Source organism: Bradyrhizobium sp. HKCCYLR20261, assembly GCF_051168435.1.
Taxonomy (GTDB): Bacteria; Pseudomonadota; Alphaproteobacteria; order Rhizobiales; family Xanthobacteraceae; genus Bradyrhizobium.
The window spans coordinates 188467-209921 of record NZ_JBNPUZ010000005.1; the positions used below are offsets into that span (position 1 = coordinate 188467).

General features: G+C 65.3%; 25 protein-coding genes. 12 read left to right on the forward strand and 13 right to left on the reverse strand.

The window, feature by feature from the left end; translation table 11 throughout:
• The first annotated feature begins 20 nt into the window (after positions 1–20).
• Positions 21–509, forward strand: coding sequence for a cyanase (gene cynS, locus ACQR1L_RS13445; protein ID WP_315782342.1), 489 nt, complete (start codon positions 21–23; stop codon positions 507–509).
• 73 nt (positions 510–582) lie between these two features.
• Here cynS and ACQR1L_RS13450 read toward each other — a convergent pair whose 3' ends face one another.
• On the reverse strand, positions 583–900 hold the full coding sequence (locus ACQR1L_RS13450; protein ID WP_434858444.1) for a DUF1476 domain-containing protein: 318 nt from the start codon (positions 898–900) through the stop codon (positions 583–585).
• A 309-nt stretch (positions 901–1209) separates the two neighbouring features.
• On the opposite strand from ACQR1L_RS13450, the gene purC reads away from it, so the two are divergent.
• The 6 genes from purC to ACQR1L_RS13480 all read left to right on the forward strand — a co-directional run bounded on the left by purC (position 1210) and on the right by ACQR1L_RS13480 (position 5635).
• The gene (gene purC / locus ACQR1L_RS13455) at positions 1210–1977 is read left to right on the forward strand and encodes a phosphoribosylaminoimidazolesuccinocarboxamide synthase (RefSeq protein ID WP_016843454.1); all 768 of its coding nucleotides are present in this window, start codon (positions 1210–1212) and stop codon (positions 1975–1977) included.
• 13 nt (positions 1978–1990) lie between these two features.
• Positions 1991–2233 carry a phosphoribosylformylglycinamidine synthase subunit PurS gene (gene purS, locus ACQR1L_RS13460; protein WP_434858445.1) on the forward strand — a complete coding sequence of 81 codons (243 nt, stop codon included), beginning with the start codon at positions 1991–1993 and terminating at the stop codon, positions 2231–2233.
• 12 nt (positions 2234–2245) lie between these two features.
• Complete coding sequence (locus tag ACQR1L_RS13465; protein ID WP_434858446.1) at positions 2246–2479, forward strand: hypothetical protein; 234 nt, start codon at positions 2246–2248, stop codon at positions 2477–2479.
• A complete protein-coding gene (purQ, locus tag ACQR1L_RS13470; RefSeq protein ID WP_434858447.1) occupies positions 2476–3177 on the forward strand; it encodes a phosphoribosylformylglycinamidine synthase subunit PurQ in 702 nt (233 codons plus the stop codon). Before ACQR1L_RS13465 ends, purQ begins: the two co-directional genes overlap by 4 nt.
• A gap of 194 nt (positions 3178–3371) precedes the next feature.
• Complete coding sequence (locus tag ACQR1L_RS13475) at positions 3372–4649, forward strand: DUF1236 domain-containing protein (RefSeq protein WP_434858775.1); 1278 nt, start codon at positions 3372–3374, stop codon at positions 4647–4649.
• 248 nt (positions 4650–4897) lie between these two features.
• On the forward strand, positions 4898–5635 hold the full coding sequence (locus ACQR1L_RS13480; protein ID WP_434858448.1) for a tetratricopeptide repeat protein: 738 nt from the start codon (positions 4898–4900) through the stop codon (positions 5633–5635).
• A gap of 247 nt (positions 5636–5882) precedes the next feature.
• Here the strand turns inward: ACQR1L_RS13480 and ACQR1L_RS13485 are convergent, their stop codons facing one another.
• Positions 5883–6365: a PaaI family thioesterase gene (locus ACQR1L_RS13485; RefSeq protein ID WP_434858449.1), complete on the reverse strand. Its 483-nt coding sequence runs from the start codon at positions 6363–6365 to the stop codon at positions 5883–5885.
• A 197-nt stretch (positions 6366–6562) separates the two neighbouring features.
• Between ACQR1L_RS13485 and purL the strand changes: the two genes are divergently transcribed.
• Positions 6563–8773 carry a phosphoribosylformylglycinamidine synthase subunit PurL gene (gene purL / locus ACQR1L_RS13490; protein ID WP_434858450.1) on the forward strand — a complete coding sequence of 737 codons (2211 nt, stop codon included), beginning with the start codon at positions 6563–6565 and terminating at the stop codon, positions 8771–8773.
• Positions 8774–8940: 167 nt separating this feature from the next.
• Here purL and ACQR1L_RS13495 read toward each other — a convergent pair whose 3' ends face one another.
• Positions 8941–10137, reverse strand: coding sequence for an acyltransferase family protein (locus ACQR1L_RS13495; protein WP_434858451.1), 1197 nt, complete (start codon positions 10135–10137; stop codon positions 8941–8943).
• Positions 10138–10561: 424 nt separating this feature from the next.
• On the opposite strand from ACQR1L_RS13495, the gene ACQR1L_RS13500 reads away from it, so the two are divergent.
• Complete coding sequence (locus tag ACQR1L_RS13500; protein ID WP_315719343.1) at positions 10562–10735, forward strand: DUF1328 domain-containing protein; 174 nt, start codon at positions 10562–10564, stop codon at positions 10733–10735.
• 75 nt (positions 10736–10810) lie between these two features.
• Here the strand turns inward: ACQR1L_RS13500 and ACQR1L_RS13505 are convergent, their stop codons facing one another.
• Positions 10811–11173 (reverse strand): DUF427 domain-containing protein, encoded by a 363-nt coding sequence (locus tag ACQR1L_RS13505; protein WP_434858452.1) that lies wholly within the window; start codon positions 11171–11173, stop codon positions 10811–10813.
• A gap of 231 nt (positions 11174–11404) precedes the next feature.
• Here ACQR1L_RS13505 and ACQR1L_RS13510 point away from each other — a divergent pair, with 231 nt between their 5' ends.
• The gene (locus ACQR1L_RS13510; protein WP_315719345.1) at positions 11405–11644 is read left to right on the forward strand and encodes a BolA family protein; all 240 of its coding nucleotides are present in this window, start codon (positions 11405–11407) and stop codon (positions 11642–11644) included.
• 33 nt (positions 11645–11677) lie between these two features.
• On the opposite strand, the gene egtD is transcribed toward ACQR1L_RS13510, so the two are convergent.
• Complete coding sequence (gene egtD / locus ACQR1L_RS13515) at positions 11678–12649, reverse strand: L-histidine N(alpha)-methyltransferase (protein ID WP_434858453.1); 972 nt, start codon at positions 12647–12649, stop codon at positions 11678–11680.
• Positions 12650–12699: 50 nt separating this feature from the next.
• Positions 12700–13953, reverse strand: coding sequence for an ergothioneine biosynthesis protein EgtB (gene egtB, locus ACQR1L_RS13520; protein ID WP_434858454.1), 1254 nt, complete (start codon positions 13951–13953; stop codon positions 12700–12702).
• A gap of 305 nt (positions 13954–14258) precedes the next feature.
• Here egtB and grxD point away from each other — a divergent pair, with 305 nt between their 5' ends.
• Both grxD and ACQR1L_RS13530 read left to right on the forward strand, forming a co-directional pair.
• Complete coding sequence (gene grxD, locus ACQR1L_RS13525) at positions 14259–14597, forward strand: Grx4 family monothiol glutaredoxin (protein ID WP_006609190.1); 339 nt, start codon at positions 14259–14261, stop codon at positions 14595–14597.
• Entirely contained in the window at positions 14594–15163 is a 570-nt protein-coding gene (locus tag ACQR1L_RS13530) for an O-acetyl-ADP-ribose deacetylase (RefSeq protein WP_434858776.1), read from the forward strand. The genes grxD and ACQR1L_RS13530 overlap by 4 nt, the downstream gene beginning before the upstream one ends.
• Positions 15164–15213: 50 nt before the next feature.
• Here the strand turns inward: ACQR1L_RS13530 and ACQR1L_RS13535 are convergent, their stop codons facing one another.
• The 7 genes from ACQR1L_RS13535 to murI form a co-directional block, all read right to left on the reverse strand.
• Entirely contained in the window at positions 15214–16281 is a 1068-nt protein-coding gene (locus ACQR1L_RS13535) for a threonine aldolase family protein (protein ID WP_434858777.1), read from the reverse strand.
• Positions 16282–16355: 74 nt separating this feature from the next.
• Positions 16356–16895 carry a hypothetical protein gene (locus ACQR1L_RS13540; RefSeq protein WP_434858455.1) on the reverse strand — a complete coding sequence of 180 codons (540 nt, stop codon included), beginning with the start codon at positions 16893–16895 and terminating at the stop codon, positions 16356–16358.
• A gap of 214 nt (positions 16896–17109) precedes the next feature.
• On the reverse strand, positions 17110–17727 hold the full coding sequence (gene rpsD, locus ACQR1L_RS13545) for a 30S ribosomal protein S4 (protein WP_315782312.1): 618 nt from the start codon (positions 17725–17727) through the stop codon (positions 17110–17112).
• Between the two features lie 216 nt (positions 17728–17943).
• Entirely contained in the window at positions 17944–18768 is an 825-nt protein-coding gene (locus ACQR1L_RS13550; protein ID WP_434858456.1) for an acyltransferase, read from the reverse strand.
• A 129-nt stretch (positions 18769–18897) separates the two neighbouring features.
• Positions 18898–19284: a cupin domain-containing protein gene (locus ACQR1L_RS13555; protein ID WP_035643542.1), complete on the reverse strand. Its 387-nt coding sequence runs from the start codon at positions 19282–19284 to the stop codon at positions 18898–18900.
• A gap of 60 nt (positions 19285–19344) precedes the next feature.
• Positions 19345–20118 carry an HpcH/HpaI aldolase family protein gene (locus tag ACQR1L_RS13560; RefSeq protein WP_434858457.1) on the reverse strand — a complete coding sequence of 258 codons (774 nt, stop codon included), beginning with the start codon at positions 20116–20118 and terminating at the stop codon, positions 19345–19347.
• Between the two features lie 12 nt (positions 20119–20130).
• Positions 20131–20928 carry a glutamate racemase gene (gene murI / locus ACQR1L_RS13565; protein WP_434858458.1) on the reverse strand — a complete coding sequence of 266 codons (798 nt, stop codon included), beginning with the start codon at positions 20926–20928 and terminating at the stop codon, positions 20131–20133.
• Between the last annotated feature and the right edge of the window lie 527 nt (positions 20929–21455).

Below are 21455 nucleotides of genomic sequence, written 5' to 3' on the forward strand. Positions count from 1 at the left end.
CCCATCAAGGGAGACCAAGCATGAAGCGATCCGACCTCACCGAGAAGCTGCTCGACATCAAGCGCGAGAAGGGCTGGAGCTGGAAATACATCTGCGAGAAGATCGGCGGCTATTCCGAGGTGCTGATCGTCGGCGCCATTCTCGGCCAGATGAAGCTGACCAAGCCGCAGGCCGCCAATGCCGGCGAGCTGTTTGGCCTCTCGAAATCAGAAATCTCAATGCTGAACGAGACGCCGATGCGCGGCGAGGGCGTGCAGATGCCGCCGACCGATCCGCTGATCTACCGCTTCTACGAGCTGGTGATGATCAACGGCCCGGCCTGGAAGGAGCTGATCCAGGAGGAGTTCGGCGACGGCATCATGTCGGCGATCGACTTCGACATGGTGATGGAGCGCCTGCCGAACGCCAAGGGCGACCGCGTCAAGATCACGATGTCGGGCAAGTTCCTGCCGTACAAGTATTACGGCGCGAGCGGCAACGTGCCGGAGTATGGATTTAAAGAAGAATAGGTGAGCAGGGAGTAGCGAGTAGCGAATAGGAAAGGATTCCCTACTCGCTATTCGCCCACTCGCTATTCGCGCGTTACTGCCCGGCCTTGATCTGCGCGACCGCGGTGGCCAGCAGCTCGCTCATCTTGGCCCGGATCTCGGCCTCGGTGACGCCCTTGGCCGAGAGATCGCCCAGCACCTTGCGCACGACATCAGCGTCGCCGGCTTCCTCGAAGTCGGCCGCAATGACGTCCTTGGCATAGGCGTCGGCGTCAGCGCCGGACTTGCCGAGCTTTTCGGCGGCCCACAGGCCGAGGAGCTTGTTGCGGCGGGCTTCCGCCTTGAATTTCAATTCCTCGTCATGAGCGAACTGCTTCTCGAACGCGTCCTCGCGCTTGTCGAACGTGGTCATAGCCGGAACTTCCAGTGTTGCCGAAAAGGGTTAACCGCGCAGGCGGTTGCGGGGCGGTGGCCGCATGCCTAAATAATTGGAACACAACGCCAATACAACGGGCACGAGGCCGCAGGAAGGCCGGTAAAACTGAGGTCCGGGAGTCCGGATCGATTGTGCTCGGGACCCCAATGGGATAGGTTCAATTTGGCCCGGTTCTTGTTCTGTTTCCGTCCGATCCGGGCCTCGCGGCAGCTCCGTCGTGGTCCTGTCCAAAATCATCCGGAGCCCACCAATTTCATGGATTTCAACAAAACACGGTACATCCCAATGAGCCGTCGGCGTCGCATTTATGAAGGCAAGGCCAAGGTCCTTTACGAAGGTCCCGAGCCGGGCACCCTGATCCAGCACTTCAAGGACGACGCCACCGCCTTCAATGCCAAGAAACACCAGGTGATCGAAGGCAAGGGCGTCCTCAACAACCGGATCTCGGAGTACCTGTTTCAGCACCTCAACGACATCGGGGTGCCGACCCACTTCATCCGCCGTCTCAACATGCGCGAGCAGTTGATTCGCGAGGTCGAGATCGTTCCGCTCGAGGTCGTGGTGCGCAACGTGGCGGCTGGCTCGCTGTCGCAGCGCCTCGGCATCGAGGAGGGCACCCAGCTGCCGCGTTCGATCATCGAATTCTATTACAAGAACGACCAGCTCAACGACCCCATGGTGTCGGAAGAGCACATCACTGCGTTCGGCTGGGCGACGCCCCAGGAGATCGACGACATCATGGCGCTCGCCATCCGCGTCAACGATTTCCTGACCGGTCTCTTCCTCGGCATCGGCATCCGCCTCGTCGACTTCAAGATGGAATGCGGCCGGCTGTTCGAGAACGAGATGATGCGGATCATCGTCGCCGACGAGATTTCCCCCGATTCGTGCCGGTTGTGGGACATCAAGTCGAACGAGAAGCTCGACAAGGACCGCTTCCGTCGTGATCTTGGCGGCCTTCTGGAGGCCTATACCGAGGTCGCCAAGCGGCTCGGCATCCTCATCGAGAACGAGCGTCCGGCGGGCTCCGGCCCGGTCCTGGTCAAGAGCTAAAGGGAATCAAGACGTGAAAGCGCGTGTCACGGTGACACTGAAAACCGGCATCCTCGATCCCCAGGGCAAGGCGATCGAGGGCGCCCTCAAATCGCTCGGCGTCGACGGCGTCGCCAGCGTGCGCCAGGGCAAGGTGTTCGACATCGAGCTCGCCGGCGCCGACAAGGCCAAGGCGGAGGCGGCCCTGAAGGCCGCCGCCGACAAGCTGCTCGCCAACACGGTGATCGAGAATTATGCCATCGAGATGAAGGGCTGACGGGGCTTGGCCATGGCTGAGGTGACGAACGAGCTGATCTTCGGGATTCTCAAGCAAATCCAACAGCGGCTTGATCGCGCGGATCATCGGTTCGACGAGATGCGAGCCGATCTGACTGCTCTCCGGTCTTACCAATTGTCGATGATGCAGGATCTCCAAAACGCATATGCGGTACTCGGTCGCCTCGACGAAAGGTTTGACCGTATGGAGCGACGCCTCGAACTCAGTGAAGCTCCTTCGCTATGAAATCCGCCATCCTCGTCTTCCCCGGCATCAACCGCGAACGCGACATGGCGCGGGCGCTGCGCATGATCTCCGGCCATGAGCCGGCGATGGTCTGGCACGCCGAGACGTCGCTGCCGAAGGGGACCGATCTTGTCGTCGTCCCCGGCGGCTTCTCCTATGGCGACTACCTGCGCTGTGGCGCCATCGCGGCGCGGGCGCCTGTCATGGACGCGGTGCGCGATCACGCCGCCAAGGGCGGCCTGGTGCTCGGCGTCTGCAACGGCTTCCAGATCCTGTGCGAATCCGGCCTGCTGCCGGGTGTGCTGATGCGCAACGACCGGCTGAAGTTCATCTGCAAGGACGTGCATCTGCGCGTCGAGCGCTCGGATTCGCCGTTCACCCGCGGCTACAATGCCGGCCAGGTCATCCGCGTGCCGGTCGCCCATGGCGAGGGCAACTACGCGGCCGACGAGGAAACGTTGAAGCGGCTCAATGGCGATGGGCGCGTGCTCTATCGCTACTGCTCGGCCGAGGGCGAGGTCGGCGATCTCAGCAACATCAACGGCGCGGCGCATTCCATCGCCGGGATCGTCAACGAGAAGGGGAATGTTCTCGGCATGATGCCGCATCCCGAGAATCACGTCGAGGACATCATGGGCTGCACCGACGGCCGCGGCCTGTTCGCCGGCCTCGTCGCCCATCTCGACCGCGCGGCCTGATCCGTTCATCGAATTCGTTCCGCTGTTTTTTCTGCAGCCGTCCGGCAACGCCGGGCGGCTGTTTGCGTTGTCCGCCCGCGACTGGGGCAGGGAACCAAGGAGGTTCTCACATGACGACGAAACACTGGCTGGGAACGGCCGCGATCATCCTGGCAATCGGCACGGCATCAGGTGCTGCATCGGCGCAGGGCGAGATGAAGCGTGAGGGCGGGGCGACTGCGCCGACGGCGCGGGAGGCGACGCGGCCCGCGGGCGAAGCCAAGGGCGAAGTGAAGGGCGGTGCGGCGGCTGCTGAGCGCGGCGCGTCCGAGGCAAAGCAGAGCGCGCAGGAGCCGCGTCGCGGCGAGCCCGCAGCCGGTGGGCGCGAACAGGCGCAGGAACGCGCGGCTGAGCGGCCGGCGCATGACGCCAAGCAGAGCGCCGAGAGCAAGGGCGGTGCAGCCGCCGAGCGCGGCCGCGATGCCAAGGAAAGCGCTGAGACGAAGTCGGCCACCGACAGCAAGCAAGCCGACAAGCAGTCGGACAGCAAGTCCAAGACCGAGGCGTCCAAGGCCGAGTCGAGCAAGGCCGAGTCCAAGCAACAGCAGGACCGTGCCGCCGAGTCCAAGTCGGGCGCGACGGATCGAAAGTCCGACCGCGAGGCCGATCGCAACGGCCCCGACAAGGACAAGACCCGCCAGAGCCAGGACGAGCGCAAATCCGGCACCTCCGACAAGTCGGCGGACAAGACGGGCGACAAGCAGGACAATGATCGCAGCAAGCAGGCCAATCAGCCGACCGCTACGGACAGCAAGAACTCGACCGCGCAGCAGAACCCGCAGACCACGCCGGCCGGCACCAGTCAGCAGACCGGTCAGGCCAACACCCAGACCCAGCCGAACGGCACCCGCACCAATGCGCAGGTCCAGGTCAACGAGCAACAGAAGACCCGCGTGGTCGATCAGCTCAAGCGTGATCGCGACTTCGACCGCGCGCGCACCGACATCAACATCAATGTCAGCATCGGCGAGCGCCTGCCGGAGCGGGTGCGGCCGCGTCCGCTGCCGTCGGATATCGTGACCATCGTGCCGGAATATCGCGGCTACGAGTACACGATCGTGCATGACGAGATCGCCATCGTCGATCCGCGCAGCCGCGAGATCGTCGACGTCATCCCGCAGAACGGCATGCGTGCCGATCGCGGTTACGACCGCGGCGGTTACGGCGTGAGCTCGACCCGGATCGTGCTGTCGGACGATCAGCGCCAGATCCTGCGCCGCGCCGCGACGGAGACGGGCACCGTGGGCTCGACGACCTCGTCCTCGTCAACCTCGTCCGGCTCGAGCTGCCTGAGCCTGCGCCGCGTGCCCGAAGAGCTGGCGCGCGCCAACCCGGAGCTTGCCAACTACCAGTATCTCGCGATCGGCGAGCAGGTGGTTCTAATCGATCCGCGCGACCAGAAGGTGGTGCAGGTCATCGACCAGCAGCAGTAGGGCCGCCGCCACCGATTTGGCGAAGCGAGGGCGGGAGCGTGGCACGCTTCCGCCCTTTGCTTGTGTGCGCCCAGGATCAGCAGTGCGCAGGCCGAACGTGACGGTGCCCTCGCTTGAACCCGCCGTGACGTGATTGCGTCAAACGCCCATGGGCGGTCCTGCTGCAACAGCGCAGGATTGTCGGGCCCATCGGAGCGCGCTATCAACGAAGCGTGTACCGTTGCGGCTGTGGGACTGGGGGATTTGCCGTGCCTATCGCGCTTGTCGTTCTGCTGCTCGACATTTCGCTGATCTATCATGCGTCGCGGACAGGACGTCTGCAGCCCTGGGCCTTCATTATCCTGATGGTGCCCATGATCGGCGCGCTGGCCTACATCGTGGTCGAGCTGGTGCCGGAATGGTTGGGCAGCCACGACGTCCAGAAGGCGCGCAAGCGCGTCGCCAACAAGCTCGATCCCGAGAAGTACTATCGCGAGTTGTCGGACCGCGTTGCGATCACCGACACGATCGCCAACCGCGCCGCGCTCGCCGAGGAATGCGTCGCCATCGGTCGCTATGACGAGGCCGAGCGGCACTACGACCACATCCTCAGCCTGCCGATGGGCCATGAGCCGGTCTTCGCGCTCGGCAAGGCCAAGGCGCAGTTCGCGCGGCGGCGCCCTGCGGACGCGCTAGCCACGCTCGACGAGTTGCAGAAGACGTGGCCGGACTACAACTCCACCGAAGCGCACCTGCTCTATGCGCGGGCGCTCCAGGATGCGGGCCGGACCGATGAGGCGCTCGAGGAATACCAGGCGCTCCTGGACTACGCGCCCAGCAGCGAGGCCAAGGCGCGCTACGGATCGCTGCTCAAATCGGTCGGCCGCGTCGACGAGGCCAAGGTCGTGTTCACCGAGCTCCTGATCCAGATGAAGCGCTCGCCGCGCCACGTCCGGAAAGCGCAGGCCGAGTGGATCGCCGTCGCCGAGAAGCAGATCGCTGGGTAGGTTGGAGAGGCGGCGACCCTCGCTCTCTCCACACGTCATTCCGGGGCGCGCGTAGCGCGAGCCCGGAATCCATACTCACGAACGGGTATGTGTCGCGAGCTGCGCGCGGCGACGATCTTCGTCCCGGCCACCGATTGGGGGTATGGATTCCGGGCTCATTCGCGCTGCTTCAAAATGGCTTTGCCATTTTGCGCGCGAATGCCCCGGAATGACGGTGAGAGTTGAACATGATCGCTCTTGACCCGCGCTACGGCGAGCTCGCGGTCTCCGGCGTCCGGCGCTTCACGCGCTTGATCGTCCCGGAAAACGAGAACAGCGGCTTGGGGCCGGAATGCAGCATGCCGCGCAGGAAGATCAGCGAGGCGCCGGCGCGGGTGACCTCGCCGGTGGCTTCGATCAATTCGCCCTCGCGCGCGGCATCGAGGAATTCCGACGAGAACGACACCGTCACGCCCGGGCCCTGCAGGATCGGGGCGGCAAAGGCGAACAGGCAATAGTCGGCGAAGGTCATCAGGCAGCCGCCATGGACGTTGCCGGCGCCGTTGAGGTGCTTCTTCTCGACCCGGAAGGCGCAACGGATCGAGCCGTCCTGCTCCATCCGGTGCCAGAACGGGCCGGTGTGGGATTCGTAGCTGTCGCGCATCCAGGTGCGCCAGCCCGCGAATTCGCCGTCGGAGGCGATGTGGATGCCGGGGCGGTTCTCGAAGGCGGAACGGGACAGATCGTGCACGTGACGGGGCCTTTAACTGTTGATTGACCGTCTTAAATCCGATCAATCGCCATTCTGCAAATATCCCGCCACGCGGTCCGGGCCAAAGCTCTGGACAGGGCGGGTGAGGGCCGTAAAAGGCCTTTTCGCATCAGGCCCGGCTTTCTATGAAGCAGGGTTTAAGGGACCAGCGGCCCACGGGGCAAAGGCATTTCTCCATGCGCAATGAACCGCAGATCACCCCCGAGCTCGTCGCCGCCCACGGCCTGAAGCCCGACGAATATGAGCGCATCCTGAAGCTGATCGGCCGGGAGCCGACCTTCACCGAGCTCGGCATCTTCTCGGCGATGTGGAACGAGCATTGCTCGTACAAGTCGTCGCGCATCCATCTCAAGGGCCTGCCGACCAAGGCGCCCTGGGTGATCCAGGGCCCGGGCGAGAACGCCGGCGTCATCGACATCGGCGATGGCCAAGCCGTCGTGTTCAAGATGGAGAGCCACAACCACCCGAGCTATATCGAGCCGTACCAGGGTGCCACCACGGGTGTGGGCGGCATCCTTCGCGACGTCTTCACCATGGGGGCCCGCCCGATCGCCTGCCTGAACGCGTTGTCGTTCGGGGCCCCGGAGCATCCCAAGACCAAGCATCTCGTGTCCGGCGTCGTCGCCGGCATCGGCGGCTATGGCAACTCGTTCGGCGTGCCCACGGTGGGCGGCCAGACCCGCTTCCACACCCGCTATGACGGCAACATCCTGGTCAACGCCATGGCGGTCGGCCTCGCCGACGCCGACAAGATCTTCTATGCGGCGGCCTCCGGCGTGAACATGCCGATCGTCTATCTCGGCTCCAAAACGGGGCGCGACGGCATCCACGGCGCCTCGATGGCCTCGGCCGAGTTCGACGATTCCTCCGAGGAGAAGCGCCCGACGGTGCAGGTCGGCGATCCCTTCGCCGAGAAGCTGCTGCTCGAGGCGTGCCTGGAGATCATGGCCGCCGATTGCGTGATCGCGATCCAGGACATGGGCGCGGCGGGCCTGACCTGCTCGGCGGTCGAGATGGGCGCCAAGGGAGACCTCGGCGTCGATCTCGATCTGGACTCGGTGCCGACCCGCGAGACCGGCATGAGCGCCTACGAGATGATGCTCTCCGAGAGCCAGGAGCGCATGCTCATGGTGCTCAAGCCTGAGAAGGAAAAGGAAGCCGAGGCGATCTTCCGCAAATGGGGCCTCGATTTCGCGGTCGTCGGCTACACCACCCCGAGCAAGCGCTTCGTGGTCAAGCATGGCGGCGACGTCATGGCCGATCTGCCGATCAAGGAGCTCGGCGACGAGGCGCCGCTCTATGACCGTCCGCATGTCGCATCGCCCGCGCTGCCGGTGATCCACGCCCGCGAGGTCAAAGCGCCGATGGACGTGATTCCGGCGCTGGAGAAGCTGATCGCGACGCCCGACCTGTGCTCGAAGCGTTGGATCTGGGAGCAGTACGACCACGTCATTCTCGGCAACACCGTGCAGCGCCCCGGCGGCGATGCCGCCGTGGTGCGCGTGCAGGACGGTCCGAAGGGCCTTGCGCTCACCGTGGACGTCACGCCGCGCTATTGCGAGGCCGATCCATTCGAAGGCGGCAAGCAGGCGGTGGCGGAAGCCTGGCGCAACATTACCGCGGTCGGCGGCCGGCCGCTCGCCATCACCGACAATCTCAACTTCGGCAATCCGGAGCGGCCCGAGATCATGGGCCAGTTCGTCGGCTGCCTGAAGGGCATCTCGGAGGCCTGCCGCGCGCTCGACTTCCCGGTCGTGTCCGGCAACGTCTCGCTCTACAATGAGACCAACGGCCGGGCGATCCTGCCGACGCCTTCGATCGGCGGCGTCGGCCTGCTCGACGATTTCACCAAGTCGGCGAGCATCGCCTTCAAGGCCGAGGGCGAGGCGATCCTCTTGATCGGCGACACCCATGGCTGGCTCGGCCAGTCGGTCTATCTGCGCGACGTCTGCGGTCGCGAGGAGGGCGCTCCGCCGCCGGTCGATCTCGCCGCCGAAAAGCGCATCGGCGACGTCGTGCGCGGCATGATCCATGCGGGCACGGCGACGGCGGCACATGACCTGTCCGACGGCGGTCTGCTGGTCGCGCTGGCAGAGATGGCGATGGCCTCCGGCATCGGCGCGCGGCTGCTGGCCGCGCCGGCCTCGATTGTGCCGCACGCCTATTGGTTCGGCGAAGATCAGGCGCGCTACCTGGTGACGGTGTCGGAGACCGAGGCTGGTCGCGTCCTCGCCAAGATGCGCGGCGCCAACGTGCCGTGCACCCGCATCGGCACAACGGGCGGCACGGCGCTGGCGATTGCCGGTGAGGCGTCGGTTGAAGTCGCCGCGCTCAAGACCCGGTTCGAAAGCTGGCTTCCTGGCTACATGGGCGGCGCCGCCGCCTAAACCTCCGTTGTCGTCCCGGACAAGCTAAGGCGGCGCATCGCGCCGTTGTGGCGCTGATCCGGGACCTATACTCCGTGTACGGAGTAGTCGGGCGGGCCCGCGCCAGGCAACAAGGTCCTGTGGTTATTGGTCCCTCCGCTCGCAATGACGGAGGAGTCGGACGTGTCTTACAATACGTTCTTCGCCCCCGGAATCTGCCTGAGCACCCAGGTCGCGCCCCAGCTCAGCAGCACGCTGCCGACAAACGCGATCGTTGCCTTGGCGATCGCCGGCCCATTGAGGTCGAACAGCCAGTACTGCAGCCACAGCACGATCGGATAGTGCACCAGGAACATGCCGTAGGCATCGGCCTGCAGGCGATCGAGTACGGAGAATTCCGAGCGGCGGTGGTTCAGGAAGTAGGACAGGATCGCGAACAGGATCGCGGCGCTGAAGATCACGAAGAACACGCCATAGGCCGCCTCGTACCAGTGCGGCAGCACCGGCGGATTGTCCAGCACCTGGCGCTTGATCGTGATCAGCACCCACAGCAAGGCATAAGGCACCACGGTGACCACGATCCAGGCGCCGAGCCCGCGTTGCGACATCTGTCCTTCCGCGGCCAGCAGGCCACGCTCGAAATTGGCCGAGCCGATGCCGGCGCCGATGTAGAAATAGGCGGCGTAGAGCAGCACGCGGCTGGCCTGGACCGAGAAGGGCCCCGCCTCGAACCAGTGGGTCGGCCCGAAATACAGCCGCGAGGGGATGTAGAGGACGCCGGTGATCAGCAGGAAAATGAAGAAGAAATCGCGGGGATGTTCGAAGGCGCGCTGCGACAGCCGGTTGATCGGCTCGAGCAGGCGCGGCGAGACGCGATACAGCAGGGCCGCCGAGGTATCGAACGCGAGCAGCACCCAGATGAACCAGATCGGACCGCTCGGCCAGGGGCCGACGGTGACGGTCTTCCACCAGAAGGCCGAGAAGGTCGCATCGGGATTGGCGCGCAGTTCGATCGCATAATAGGCGAGCGGAATGAGTGTCAGCGCAGCGACGACGAAGGGCAGGCCGAGCCGAAGCAGCCGGTCGCGCAGGAATTGCAACGTCGTCTTGTGGGCGAGGCCGGACCACACGAACAGGCCCGACAGGAAGAAGAACATGGCCATGAAGAAGCTGTCGGTGGCCAGCACGATACAGTCGAAGCCGAGGAAGGAGGTCGGGTCGGTGTGCCCGAAATAGGTGTAGGGAATCACGGCATGATGCAGCAGCACGATCAGCGTGAGAAAGGTGCGCGCATGATCGAGCGCAGCATTGCGTGCCCGCGCCTTCGGGCGAGCCTGCAGTTCGACCTTGGCGGCCGCCGCCGATTGTGTAACCGATGTGACCATATGCCCCCCAGCGCCGCTGTTGTTGCCGTGCTCTTGCCGCCCCTGTGAGGCCGGCACCCCAACTCGGGCGCATGCAAACCTCGATCCAGGACGCGCGAGCTGAAATGAATGCGCTCGTGTGACTTTGGCGCCATCGTCCGCCGCAGCCTTCGCTGCAACTCAGCGGATGACGTTGCCCGAATACCAGATGTTGTCCTCGACGCTGCAAATCAGCAAGCGCTGCGGCCCGCAAGCGGGTTTCGCACACACTCGGCAAAAATCTGCAGCCATCTTCACTACGAATCGCAGCAACTCAAGTTACGCGGAGGGGCGCGGGGAGTTGCGGAATTTCACGGCGGCGGCGCGGGGGCTCAAGGAACCGGTTCCGGATCGCGTGGTTAGTGAGCCGTCGCGCCTGCGCGGCGCTGTACCGGAGGACTATACCGTGACTCTTCTGAAATGGGCGCTGCTGTTTTTCCTGATCTCCGTGGTTGCCGGTATTCTCGGCTTCACCGGGATCTCGGCCGCCTCCGCCGACATCGCGCGGATCCTGTTCTACATCTTCCTGGTGATCTTCCTCGTGCTTCTGATTCTCGGGCTGACGATCTTCAGGGTGTAGCGGGGCAAACCTTCATCCGAGCCAAACGATCGCCGCGCGTGGCAGCCTGCGCCAGCCCCGCGGCGGTCTCCAGCTTCAATCCGCGACTTCCTCGATCCTGACCTTGTCTGGATAGAACGCCAGGTGGCCTGCAATCTCGGTCATCGCCGGAAAAGGCGCTTCGTAGCTCCAGATCGCATTGTCCAGCGTCTTGCCGTTCGCCTTGATGCTGAAGTAGCTGGCGTTGCCTTTGTAGGGGCAATGGGTCACCCGCTCGGTCTTATGCAGAGCGGCCATGTCGGCGTCCGCCCGCGGCACGTACTGGACGGCGGGATAGCTCGCTTCCTTCAGCGTCAGCGCGCGCTTGGTATCCGCGATCACGACGCCGTCGGTGAGCACCCGCACGCGCCTGGGGTTCGGAGTAATGGTGATCGGATGATCCGGCCCTGGAAGCTTCATGTCCTGCCCTCGTGATCCCGCTTCCGGGGTGCGTCACCCGGTCCCGCTTTATCCCTGTTTCCCGGTATATAGTGGCTCGAGGCGTGACCGCGGAAGCAGTTCGCGCTAAATTTCGCCATCACGGTCGCGCGAGAACGCCTTGATTCGCAGCGTTCGACGGCGCACTGATGGAGGTAGTCATGGCGACCGGGGCCGCCGCGGTCCGTCGTCGAGAGAAGGAGATGCAGCGGGATGCCTATGGATGCCCACGATATCGAGCAGATGATCAAGGCCGCCATCCCCGACGCCCAGGTGACGATTCGCGATCTCGCCGGCGACGGCGACCACTATGCCGCCACCGTCATCTCCGAGGCCTTCCGCGGCAAGTCGCGGGTGCAGCAGCATCAGCTCGTGTATCAGTCGCTGCGCGGCCAGATGGGCGACGTGCTGCACGCTCTCGCCTTGCAGACCGGGGTGCCCGACCAGCGCTGACGACTGCGCCTCGCGATCGTCGCGCGTCGGGCTTCACGCCTCGGCGACGAGCGCCTGGACCGAGAACATCGTCTCGGCATCAGTCCAGACCGTTTGCACCTTCCAACCCGAGCCGCGGGCCAGCGCGCCGAAGCGCTCGATGCTGTATTTGTAGCTGTTCTCGGTGTGGATGCTTTCGCCAGCGCGGAACGACACGGTGGTGCCGAGCAGCCGGACGGTCTGCGGCTTGCGCGCGACCAGATGCATCTCGATGCGGTGCTGCTCGCGGTTATAGATCGCCCGATGAACGAAGGCGGACAGGTCGAAATTGCCGCCGAGCTCGCGGTTGATTCGGAGCAGCAGGTTGAGGTTGAAGCGGGCGGTCACGCCGGCCGCATCGTTGTAGGCGGCATGCAGAACGCGCTCGTCCTTCTCGAGGTCGACGCCCACGATCATCAAGGCGCCGGCGCCCAGGATCTCCCGCGCCGAGCGCAGGAAGCGGCAGGCTTCGTGGGGCTCGAAATTGCCGATCGTCGACCCCGGGAAGAAGCCGACCTTGGGCTTGCCTTCGATGGCATCGGGCAGCTTGAAAGCGGTGGTGAAGTCGGCGACGACGGGATGGACAGCGAGGGTCGGAAAGTCGCGCCGCAGGCTGTCGGCCTGGGCGGTCAAGAAGTCACCGGAGATATCGACCGGCACGTAGGCCGCGAAACGGCAGTTGTCCAGGAGCAGGCGAACCTTGGTGGTCGCGCCGGCGCCGAACTCGATCAGCGCGGCATCTTCGGGAATGATCGCTGCGATCTCGGGGCCACGGTCTCTGAGAATACCGAGTTCGGTGCGGGTCGGGTAGTATTCCGGCAGCCGCGTGATCTGCTCGAACAGGTCGGAACCGGCCGCGTCGTAGAAGTATTTCGGCGACAGCTGCTTCGGCTGGCGGCTCAGGCCCTCGATCACATCGGACGCGAAAGCCGATGTCTTGGCGTCAGGCAAATGGGCATTGGCCAGGGCGTTGACGTGCACGTTCATGATACTCTCCTGGACGCGCACAGGCGCGACTGTCGGGCGTGGCTGGCGGCTCAGGCGTAATCGGCGAGCCGCAGCCCGGTGAATTGCCAGCGGTGGTGCGGATAGAAAAAGTTGCGATAGCTGACGCGGCTGTGGCCGTACGGCGTCGCCAGCGACGAGCCGCGCAGTACCAGCTGATTGACCATGAACTTGCCGTTATACTCGCCGAGCGCGCCCTCGACCGGCCGATAGCCGGGGTAGGGGCTATAGGCGCTGCGGGTCCACTGCCAGACGATGCCGAAGGCGTCGTTCAACTGATTGCCGCGGGCCGCGACCTCCCATTCCATCTCGGTCGGCAGATGCTTGCCGGACCAGCGGGCGAAGGCGTCGGCCTCATAGTAGCTGACGTGGCAGACCGGCGCGTTCGGATCGATCGACTTCAAGCCGCCGAGCGTCATGATCTTCCATTCGCCTTCGACCTTGTACCAGTGTCCGGGGGCCTGCCAGCCGTCGCGGCCGGCGGTCGCGAAGCCGTCCATCAGCCATAAGGTCGCGGTCTGGTAGCCGCCGTCTGCCATGAACGCCTGCCATTCGGCGTTCGTGACCAGATTGCGCGCGATCCTGACCGGTCCCACGAGCGCCCGATGCGCCGGCCGCTCATTGTCGAAATGATAGCCGTCGCCGGCGTGCCCGACGGTGTGGATGCCTTCGGGAAGGCTGATCCAATCCTCGCCGGATCCAGCCGGCGCCGGAAAGCGCCACGACGGGTCGTAGGCCGGAGCGGTCGGATTCTGGGCGAAGGCGTGGAGGATGTCGGTCAGCATCAGCTCCTGATGCTGCTGCTCATGATTGAGCCCGACTTCGACCAGCGGGGCGACGGCCGCCAGGGTGGCGGCATCGGCGCGGCCCAGGAATTCGACCATGGCCGAATCGACATGCCGGCGATAGGCCGTGACATCGGCGGCCCCGGGACGGGTGATCAGGCCGCGCTCGCCTCGCGTGTGACGGGGGCCGGCACTGACGTAATAGGAGTTGAACAGGAAGGCGTAATCCGGGTGGTAGGGCGTATAGCCCCGGCAGTGCTCACCCAGGACGAACTGTTCGAAAAACCAGGTGGTATGGGCGCGGTGCCATTTGGCGGGACTGGCATCCGGCATCGACTGGATGACCTGGTCCTCCGGGCTCAGCGGCGCCGCGCGTCGCTCGGTCTCGCCGCGAACCGACAGGTAAGCCTCGATCAGGCCTGCGGCCTGGGCCCCTGACCTCGGCGTCGGACGCACATCAGTGATGGGAAGCGGGGCCGGGGCGGACGCTGAACTGGTCACGAGGGTCTCCGTTTGCCGGGAGAGAACGATATTCGACGGAACAAGTTCCTCTGGGCAGTTCGTCCTAGATAGGGGCTTGGTTACGGGATGAAACCCTCGCGTCGGCTATAATATTGCTGTCATCAGGCTATGGCCGGACGGTGGAGCTGCGTTGCGGCGGCCCCCTGGCATTTTACTTTGGCTGAACAACGGTTTGCGCTACATATAGAGGCTGTGACGGTCGGCCGGGCACGACGGAGGTCGAACGGCGGCCGGCGCGACACCGAGCCCCAGGCGTTCCTTGAGGCGCCCCAGAGGAAGCGAAGATGAGCATCGAGCAATTCATCGACAACGAAGTGAAGTCGAACGACGTCGTCCTGTTCATGAAGGGGACGCCGCAGTTTCCGCAATGTGGATTTTCCGGCCAGGTCGTGCAGATCCTCGATCATGTCGGCGTCGGCTATAAGGGCCTGAACGTCCTGGAGTCGGCTGAGCTGCGCAACGGCATCAAGACGTTCTCCAACTGGCCGACCATTCCGCAGCTCTATGTGAAGGGCGAATTCGTCGGCGGCTGCGACATCGTGCGCGAGATGTTCCAGAGCGGCGAGCTGCAGCAGCTGTTCACCGACAAGGGCATTCCGGTCGGCACGGCAGCATCCGCCTGAGCTATCCGGTCCGCACCATCGGCGCGACCCGGTTCGAGGTCATCGTTGCCGACATCACCAAAATCGGCGTTGACGCGATCGTCAACGCCGCCAATTCGTCGTTGCTCGGTGGGGGCGGCGTCGACGGCGCCATCCACCGCGCCGCGGGGCCGGATCTGGTCATGGAGTGCCGTATGCTCCATGGCTGCAAGACCGGCGAGGCCAAGATCACAAAAGGCTACCGGCTGCCGGCGCGCCATGTGATCCACACGGTCGGCCCGGTCTGGCAGGGCGGCGAGCGTGGCGAGCCCGAGCTGCTCGCCTCGTGCTACCGGCGCTCGATCGAGCTCTGCCACAAGCATCGTCTGGACTCGGTCGCGTTCCCCGCGATCTCGACGGGCATCTTTCGCTTTCCCGCGGACCGTGCGGCATCGATCGCGGTTGCCACGACGATCGAGGCCATCAACGACGAGACCTCGCTGTCGCAGATCGTGTTCTGCTGCTTCTCCCAGGCCAGCGCCGAGCTGCACGATGACGCGTTGAGCCAGGCCATCGAGAGCCGCGCTCGCGCAGGATCGCCGCGATAGGCGGCCGTCCTGCGGGGGCGTGGGTCCCTCGAGTCCTCGCATCGTGATCGTCATGCGCCGCGCACGATCTCCCTGACATGTCCGATCGTTTCCTCGATCATCGCGGCTGACACGTCGAGATGCGTGCAGGCGCGGATGCGGCCGTCCATCATCGCGAGCAGCACGCCGCGCTTGCGGAGTTCACTCACCATCCTGTCGCCGGAGACGCCGGCGCCGTCGGGCTTGAAGAAGACGAGATTGGTCTCGGGCTCCTGCACCTCGATGCCCTGGATCTGTGACAGCCCGCGCGCCAGCGCCCGGGCATTGGCGTGATCCTCGGCAAGCCGGTCGACATGATGATCGAGCGCGTAGATGCAGGCGGCCGCCACCACGCCGGCCTGGCGCATGGCGCCGCCGAGGCGCTGCTTCCAGCGCCAGACCTCGTCGATGAAGGCGGCGCTGCCGGCGAGCACGCCGCCGATCGGCGCGCCCAGGCCCTTGGAGAAATCGATCCAGGCCGAATCCCAGCCCGCGGTCATGTCGGCGGCCGAAATGCCGGTGGCGACGGTGGCATTGAGCAGCCGCGCGCCGTCCATATGCGTCGCCATGCTGTTCGCCTTGGCGATCGCCACGATTGCATCGAGATCAGCCTTCTTCCAGATCGTGCCGCCGCCGATATTGGCGGTCTGCTCGACGCTGACGACGGTCTGCGGCGGCTGATAGCGCGAGCGCGGATGTAGCGCGGCGCGGAACGTCTCCGGCGTGAACTGGCCGTCGGGCCCCTTGAGCTGCGTGACCTGAAAGCCGCCGAGCGCGGCATGCGCGCCGCCCTCGCGGGAGATGATGTGCGCGGTCTCGTGCGCCAGGATCTCGTCGCCAGGGCGACAGTGCACCAAGGTGGCTGCGACGTTGCACATCGTGCCCGAGGGCATCAGCACCGCGGCTTCCTTGCCCATGTGCGCGGCGACGCGGGCGGTGAGCTCGTGCACGGTCGGATCGTCGCCGATCTGCTCGTCGCCGACCTCCGCCCGCGCCATCGCCTCGCGCATCGCGGCTGTGGGGCGCGTCTGCGTGTCGGACAAAAGATTGACGCGCACGGGCGGCGCCTTGGGATCGCGCGGGGGCGGGGTGTAATACATCGGCAGTCCTCGTTCGGCTTTCACGTGAGGACCTTACCCAACTCGCATCGCTCCCGCAAAAAGCTCCTCCTCGATCAGGCCGCGCGCGGCGGATTGAGCCAGATGTCCGGCCGCCGCAACGGTCGGGCTTCGATCGGTTCGGCCACCAGCGCCGGCGCCTCGACGCAGTCGAAAACCCAGGACTCCAGCGGGCTGCGGCGCGATGGCGACAACAACAGCGCCGCGCCCGGGCGCTGCCGCTTGATGTTCCAGCCCATGTTCACCGCGGCCCAGCCGACCAGCATGGTTTGCCACTCGTCAGCGGGTTCGGGAGAATTGTCGAGACAATGGAGAAGTTCGAGCGCGAACGGATCGTAGCGAAGTTGCGCGTCGGCAAAGGTGAGCCCGGTGCCGAGATGGCGGATCACATGGGCTGTCGCATCGGACTGGACGTGCCAGCAGGAGCGTTCGAGAAGGTCGAAAACGGTCGACGGGTAGAGGCCGTCGTTGAAACGGTAGCGGATCCCCGAGAGCCGCGCGCGTAACGGTGAAGCGCGCAACGGCGGCAGAGGTGGAGCACCGACCGCATCGGCCGGCAACGCACCGAAGATGATATTGCGCCTGTTGAACTCCATGGCGAACGCCCCGCTACTTTACAACTGCGGGCAGTGAATCACGGGTCGGATTCGCTGTCAGCCCCAGGTGAGGCGATTCGGTGGCAAGTGTGGCATTCGGGAATCGGTTCGCCTCATCCGAAAACCCAAAGCAGAAGTCCAAAAAAATAAAGGCCCCGGCGCGTGCCAGGGCCTTCGGATTATCAGATGTGGGCGGAGCAGCGCTCCGTCAAGATCAGCGCGAGTAGAACTCGACGATCAGATGCGGCTCCATCTGCACCGCGAACGGCACGTCCGACAGCGCCGGGATGCGGATGAACTTCGCGGTCATCTTGGAGTGATCGGCCTCGATGTAGTCGGGCACGTCGCGCTCGGCGAGCTGGCTGGCTTCCAGCACCACGGCGAGCTGCTTCGAGGCTTCCTTGACCTCGATCACGTCGCCCGGCTTGACCTGGTAGCTCGCGATGTTGACCTTGCGGCCGTTCACCTTGATGTGGCCGTGGTTGATGAACTGGCGCGCGGCGAACATCGTCGAGACGAACTTGGCGCGGAAAACCACGGTGTCGAGACGACGCTCGAGAATGCCGATCAGGTTCTCGCCGGTGTCGCCCTTGAGACGGCCGGCCTCGACATAGATGCCGTGGAACTGGCGCTCGGAGATGTTGGCGTAGTAGCCCTTCAGCTTCTGCTTGGCGCGCAGCTGCACGCCGAAGTCGGAGAGCTTGCCCTTGCGGCGCTGGCCGTGCTGGCCGGGGCCGTATTCGCGGCGGTTGACGGGGCTCTTCGGGCGGCCCCAGATGTTCTGGCCCATGCGGCGATCGATCTTGTACTTCGCCTCACTGCGCTTAGTCATCGCGTCCTCTTCAGTCTTTCGTTCGGGTTTGAGGAAACGCGCCCTCCTGTGTGTCCCGGGAACCGGGTCCACCGACAGGCCCATCCCCAAAGCATGAAGGGAGAAGGCCACGGGTCGCGAAACGCAACGCGGGCCGAAAGCGGCCCGCGAGCAGGGCGGTTCTTAAGGGAGAAACCGCTGACTTGTCAAACCTCAACCGCCGATTTGGCCGGGAAATCACCCCTGGGGTCCCCCGATGGCGGTGATTTTCGGCCGTTTCGGCTCGCACGCCCGGCCGGTCTCCGCCAAATCCGGCCCGGCTGACGGTAAAGCCCTCAGTTCGACCGCGATCTCCCCGTTCAGCACCTGTTCAAGCCGGATCGCGGTCCTCGCGATCATGGCGCCGTCGGTCACCCGGTGATCCCAGCGGATCAGGAGGCGCACGGTCTGGTCGGGCCGGACGACGTCGTAGTTGATGATGAACGGCCCCGGGCTGAGCGCCAGCAACTGGCCGCCGCCGCAGGCGGCGACGCTGGTCACCGAAAAATTGCCGAACCAGTTCGCCCGCTGCCGCCCGAAGCTGAGGCCGACCCACCAGGCGAAGCGGCGCAGCGGGAGCGGTAACCGGGTCGCCCGCATGATCTTGCGGAACATCGGGACGTCGCCGACCGGGGCCTCCTTGCCCTGCCGGATCACCGCGTCGACCTCGGCCAGGGTCATGGTCTCCGGCCCGGACACGCGCTGCGGCAGCACGCAATCCTCGCCGTTCTCGACTCGGGCGATGGTCACGGTCGCGACGCTGCGCGGCAGCTCGTAGAAGCAGGGCCACGGCCATTTGACGTAGAGCGAGCGCAGCACCGGCTCGTCGCGGGCGACGAGCGCGAACGCCTTCACGAACAGGGCGGCGAAGCCGGGCGGGCGATCGGCCGCGGCACGAGCGTCGAGCAGCGGACCGAGCTGGAGCGTGCGCTCCAGCGACACGAACGGCACGTCGCGCGAGGCGTGCATCAGATCGATGATCAGACGGCGGTGCAGCGAAATCGGCCTGGTCTGTCCGCGCATCTGGAATCGGTACTCCCATTCATTAGTGTCGATGGCCGTCTGATGCAGCCGTTATCGGGCAGACCCGGACCGCTCCGCCGGCGGCCCTGTTACCCCGGGCCGCGGCGCGGTGAAAGCCTCGTCTTGCCGTCAGGGCGCCGGCGACGCCAGCGGCTTGGTTTTGTCGACCACATAGACGCCGAGCACCTTCAGACCCTTGTCGCCGTGAACCTTGGCGTCGTGAACGACCCCGGCCGGGATCTGGAACGAATCGCCAGGTTTCAGGTGCCGGTCGGGCTGGCCCTCGACGATGAGCTCGGCCTCGCCTTCCAGGATGTAGGCGGTCTCCACACCCGGGTGGGTATGCCGGCCCGCGGCGCCGCCGGCCGGAACCTCGGCGAGTGCCTGCACGATGGTATGGCCGTCCGGAAAATCGATCTTGTTCAGCAGGGTCCGCTTGATCGCCGGCTGCTGCGCCAGCGCGGCGCCGAGTCCCAGCACGGCCAGCGACAAGCCGAAAATCGTCTTCTTCATCATGGTCTTCTCCCCCAATGTTGTTTTTCGTTCAAAACCTGAAGTCCGGGCATCCGCGCGGACTCAGCGCCTGATCCCTTCGAAACTCGCGGCAATGCCGCGCTGGAACAAGGACCAATCGAAGCCGAGCGCGAGCGCGAGGTAGCCGCGCGCGATCATCGCATTGGCCTGTTCGGCCGAGCGCGCCGCGCCGCCGATCGGCACGCCTGACTTGAGGATGCCGGCCTCGGCGCGGGCGATCAGTGATTTCACTTCGGGATCATCGAGTTGCCCCCGCTTGTTGATCGAGGTGGCGAGATCGCCCGGGCCGATCACGGCGATGTCGATACCGGGCGTGGCCATGATCTCGTCGATGCGCTCGACCGCCTCGACATGCTCGATGGTCACCATGCAGATCATGTCGTCGTCGGCGGTCGCCATGTACTCGGCCATCGAGACGTTCCAGTGGAACGGCGCGTGGAACGGGCCCCAGAGACGGTCGCCGCGGGGCGGATAGCGCACGCTGCGCACGGCCTTCTCGGCATCAGCGCGGCTGGAGATCATCGGGAAGTTGATGCCGAGCGCGCCGAGATCCATCGGCGCCTTCGCCAGATGCGGTTCGTTGGCGGCGATGCGCACCAGCGGCACGCAGGGCGTGCCCGCCGTGGCCGTGATCATCGCATGCGCGGTGGAGAGGTCGATCGGCCCGTGCTCGAGGTCGACGATGATAAAGTCGAGCGACTGCGCCATGATGCGCACCGTCTGGATGCTCGGAATAGTGGCGATGGCGCCGAAGGTCGGCTGCTTGTCGCGCCAGGCCTGCTTGAGGCGGTTGAGCGGCTTGGGCGTTGCGGACATCGGGTGTCTCCGTCAGGCCGGCACGCGGCCGCCGAAAAACGGCGTGAGCGCCCGGCTGAGCTGATGCGGCTTGTTCGAGGTGAAGATCATCGTGGCGCCGCCGTGATCGACGCGGTCGGACTGCGGGCCGAGCAGATCGACGACGCGGCGCGCGATCGCCGGGGCCGGATCGATCCAGGCGACCGGCCAGGGTGCGAGCTTTTGCAACCGGTCGAGCAGCAGCGGATAATGCGTGCAGGCGAGCACGACGGTGTCGGTGCGAGCGCTGCCGTCACCGGCATCGCCGGTGAAGCAGGGCAGGATCTCGGCCGCGATCGCGTCATCGCTGACGCTGGTTCCGCTCAGCGCGGCCTCCGCCAGCGAGGCCAGCTCCGGCGAGCCGACCAGCGTCACCGCGCAGCCCTGCGCAAAATCGCGAATGAGCGCGTGGGTGTATTCACGCTGTACGGTGGCCTTGGTGCCGAGCACGGAGACGCGCCTGGTCTTCGATTGCGCGCAGGCCGGCTTGATCGCCGGCACGGTGCCAACGAACGGCGTCGCGTAGGCGGCGCGCAGCGGCGCCAGCGTCTGCACCGAGGCGGTGTTGCAGGCGATCACGATCAGGTCCGGCCGATGCACGGCGATGAGGTCGCCCATCAGCGGCACCACGCGGGCGATCAGCGCCGGCTCGCTATGATGGCCGTAGGGGAAGAAGGCGTCGTCGGCGACATAGACGAAATGCGCGTCGGGGCGCGCGCGCACCACCTCGCGCAACACGCTGAGGCCGCCGAGGCCGGAGTCGAACACGAGAATCGTCGGGCGGTTGGTCACGTCGGCAGTGTACCGGATCGGGGAGGGCGGTTCAGTCGGTTTTTCTGCAGGGGGTGGCGGGAGTAGGGCGTCTCGGTGTGTTCCGGTGGCGGAGGTGAAGGTTCAAACCTGCCAATGGGAGCCACTGCCGTTGCCACACATTCAGTGTCATCCCGGCGAACGCCGGGATCCATAACCACCGGCGGATATTGGTGCAAAGGCTGGCAGCTCCAGCGTGCCTCATACAACCGCCGCGGAGTCTGGGTCCCGGGTCGGCGCCGCGCCGCCGCTGTCGCGTCGTCGCAGCTTGCCCGGGACGACGACGGAGTGTGTCGACACGGCATCTCATCCTCGCACCCGCTGTCGCGTCCGAGTGTTGCTGATCTCATCGCCCTCTCGAAGATGAGGGCGCGGGGAAGGCCGGGTGCCGGTCGCACCCATGGCCCGCCTGCAACAAAAAAAGCAGGCGGCAGTCACCACAGGTACGGGCCGGATCATCCGGCCTTCCCCGCGCGATGGCGCTACGGCTTATACGTGCTCTCCTCGGG

Coding starts and splice junctions, on each gene's coding strand:
- ACQR1L_RS13555 (WP_035643542.1), bottom strand. CDS start 19,284: ATGATGAAGAAGACGATTTTCGGCTTGTCGCTGGCCGTGCTGGGACTC.
- ACQR1L_RS13475 (WP_434858775.1), top strand. CDS start 3,372: ATGAAGCGTGAGGGCGGGGCGACTGCGCCGACGGCGCGGGAGGCGACG.
- ACQR1L_RS13450 (WP_434858444.1), bottom strand. CDS start 900: ATGACCACGTTCGACAAGCGCGAGGACGCGTTCGAGAAGCAGTTCGCT.
- ACQR1L_RS13540 (WP_434858455.1), bottom strand. CDS start 16,895: ATGGAGTTCAACAGGCGCAATATCATCTTCGGTGCGTTGCCGGCCGAT.
- egtD (WP_434858453.1), bottom strand. CDS start 12,649: ATGAACGTGCACGTCAACGCCCTGGCCAATGCCCATTTGCCTGACGCC.
- cynS (WP_315782342.1), top strand. CDS start 21: ATGAAGCGATCCGACCTCACCGAGAAGCTGCTCGACATCAAGCGCGAG.
- ACQR1L_RS13510 (WP_315719345.1), top strand. CDS start 11,405: ATGCCTATGGATGCCCACGATATCGAGCAGATGATCAAGGCCGCCATC.
- purC (WP_016843454.1), top strand. CDS start 1,210: ATGAGCCGTCGGCGTCGCATTTATGAAGGCAAGGCCAAGGTCCTTTAC.
- ACQR1L_RS13560 (WP_434858457.1), bottom strand. CDS start 20,118: ATGTCCGCAACGCCCAAGCCGCTCAACCGCCTCAAGCAGGCCTGGCGC.
- rpsD (WP_315782312.1), bottom strand. CDS start 17,727: ATGACTAAGCGCAGTGAGGCGAAGTACAAGATCGATCGCCGCATGGGC.
- ACQR1L_RS13465 (WP_434858446.1), top strand. CDS start 2,246: ATGGCTGAGGTGACGAACGAGCTGATCTTCGGGATTCTCAAGCAAATC.
- ACQR1L_RS13550 (WP_434858456.1), bottom strand. CDS start 18,768: ATGCGCGGACAGACCAGGCCGATTTCGCTGCACCGCCGTCTGATCATC.
- ACQR1L_RS13505 (WP_434858452.1), bottom strand. CDS start 11,173: ATGAAGCTTCCAGGGCCGGATCATCCGATCACCATTACTCCGAACCCC.
- purQ (WP_434858447.1), top strand. CDS start 2,476: ATGAAATCCGCCATCCTCGTCTTCCCCGGCATCAACCGCGAACGCGAC.
- ACQR1L_RS13535 (WP_434858777.1), bottom strand. CDS start 16,281: ATGTATTACACCCCGCCCCCGCGCGATCCCAAGGCGCCGCCCGTGCGC.
- purL (WP_434858450.1), top strand. CDS start 6,563: ATGCGCAATGAACCGCAGATCACCCCCGAGCTCGTCGCCGCCCACGGC.
- grxD (WP_006609190.1), top strand. CDS start 14,259: ATGAGCATCGAGCAATTCATCGACAACGAAGTGAAGTCGAACGACGTC.
- ACQR1L_RS13495 (WP_434858451.1), bottom strand. CDS start 10,137: ATGGTCACATCGGTTACACAATCGGCGGCGGCCGCCAAGGTCGAACTG.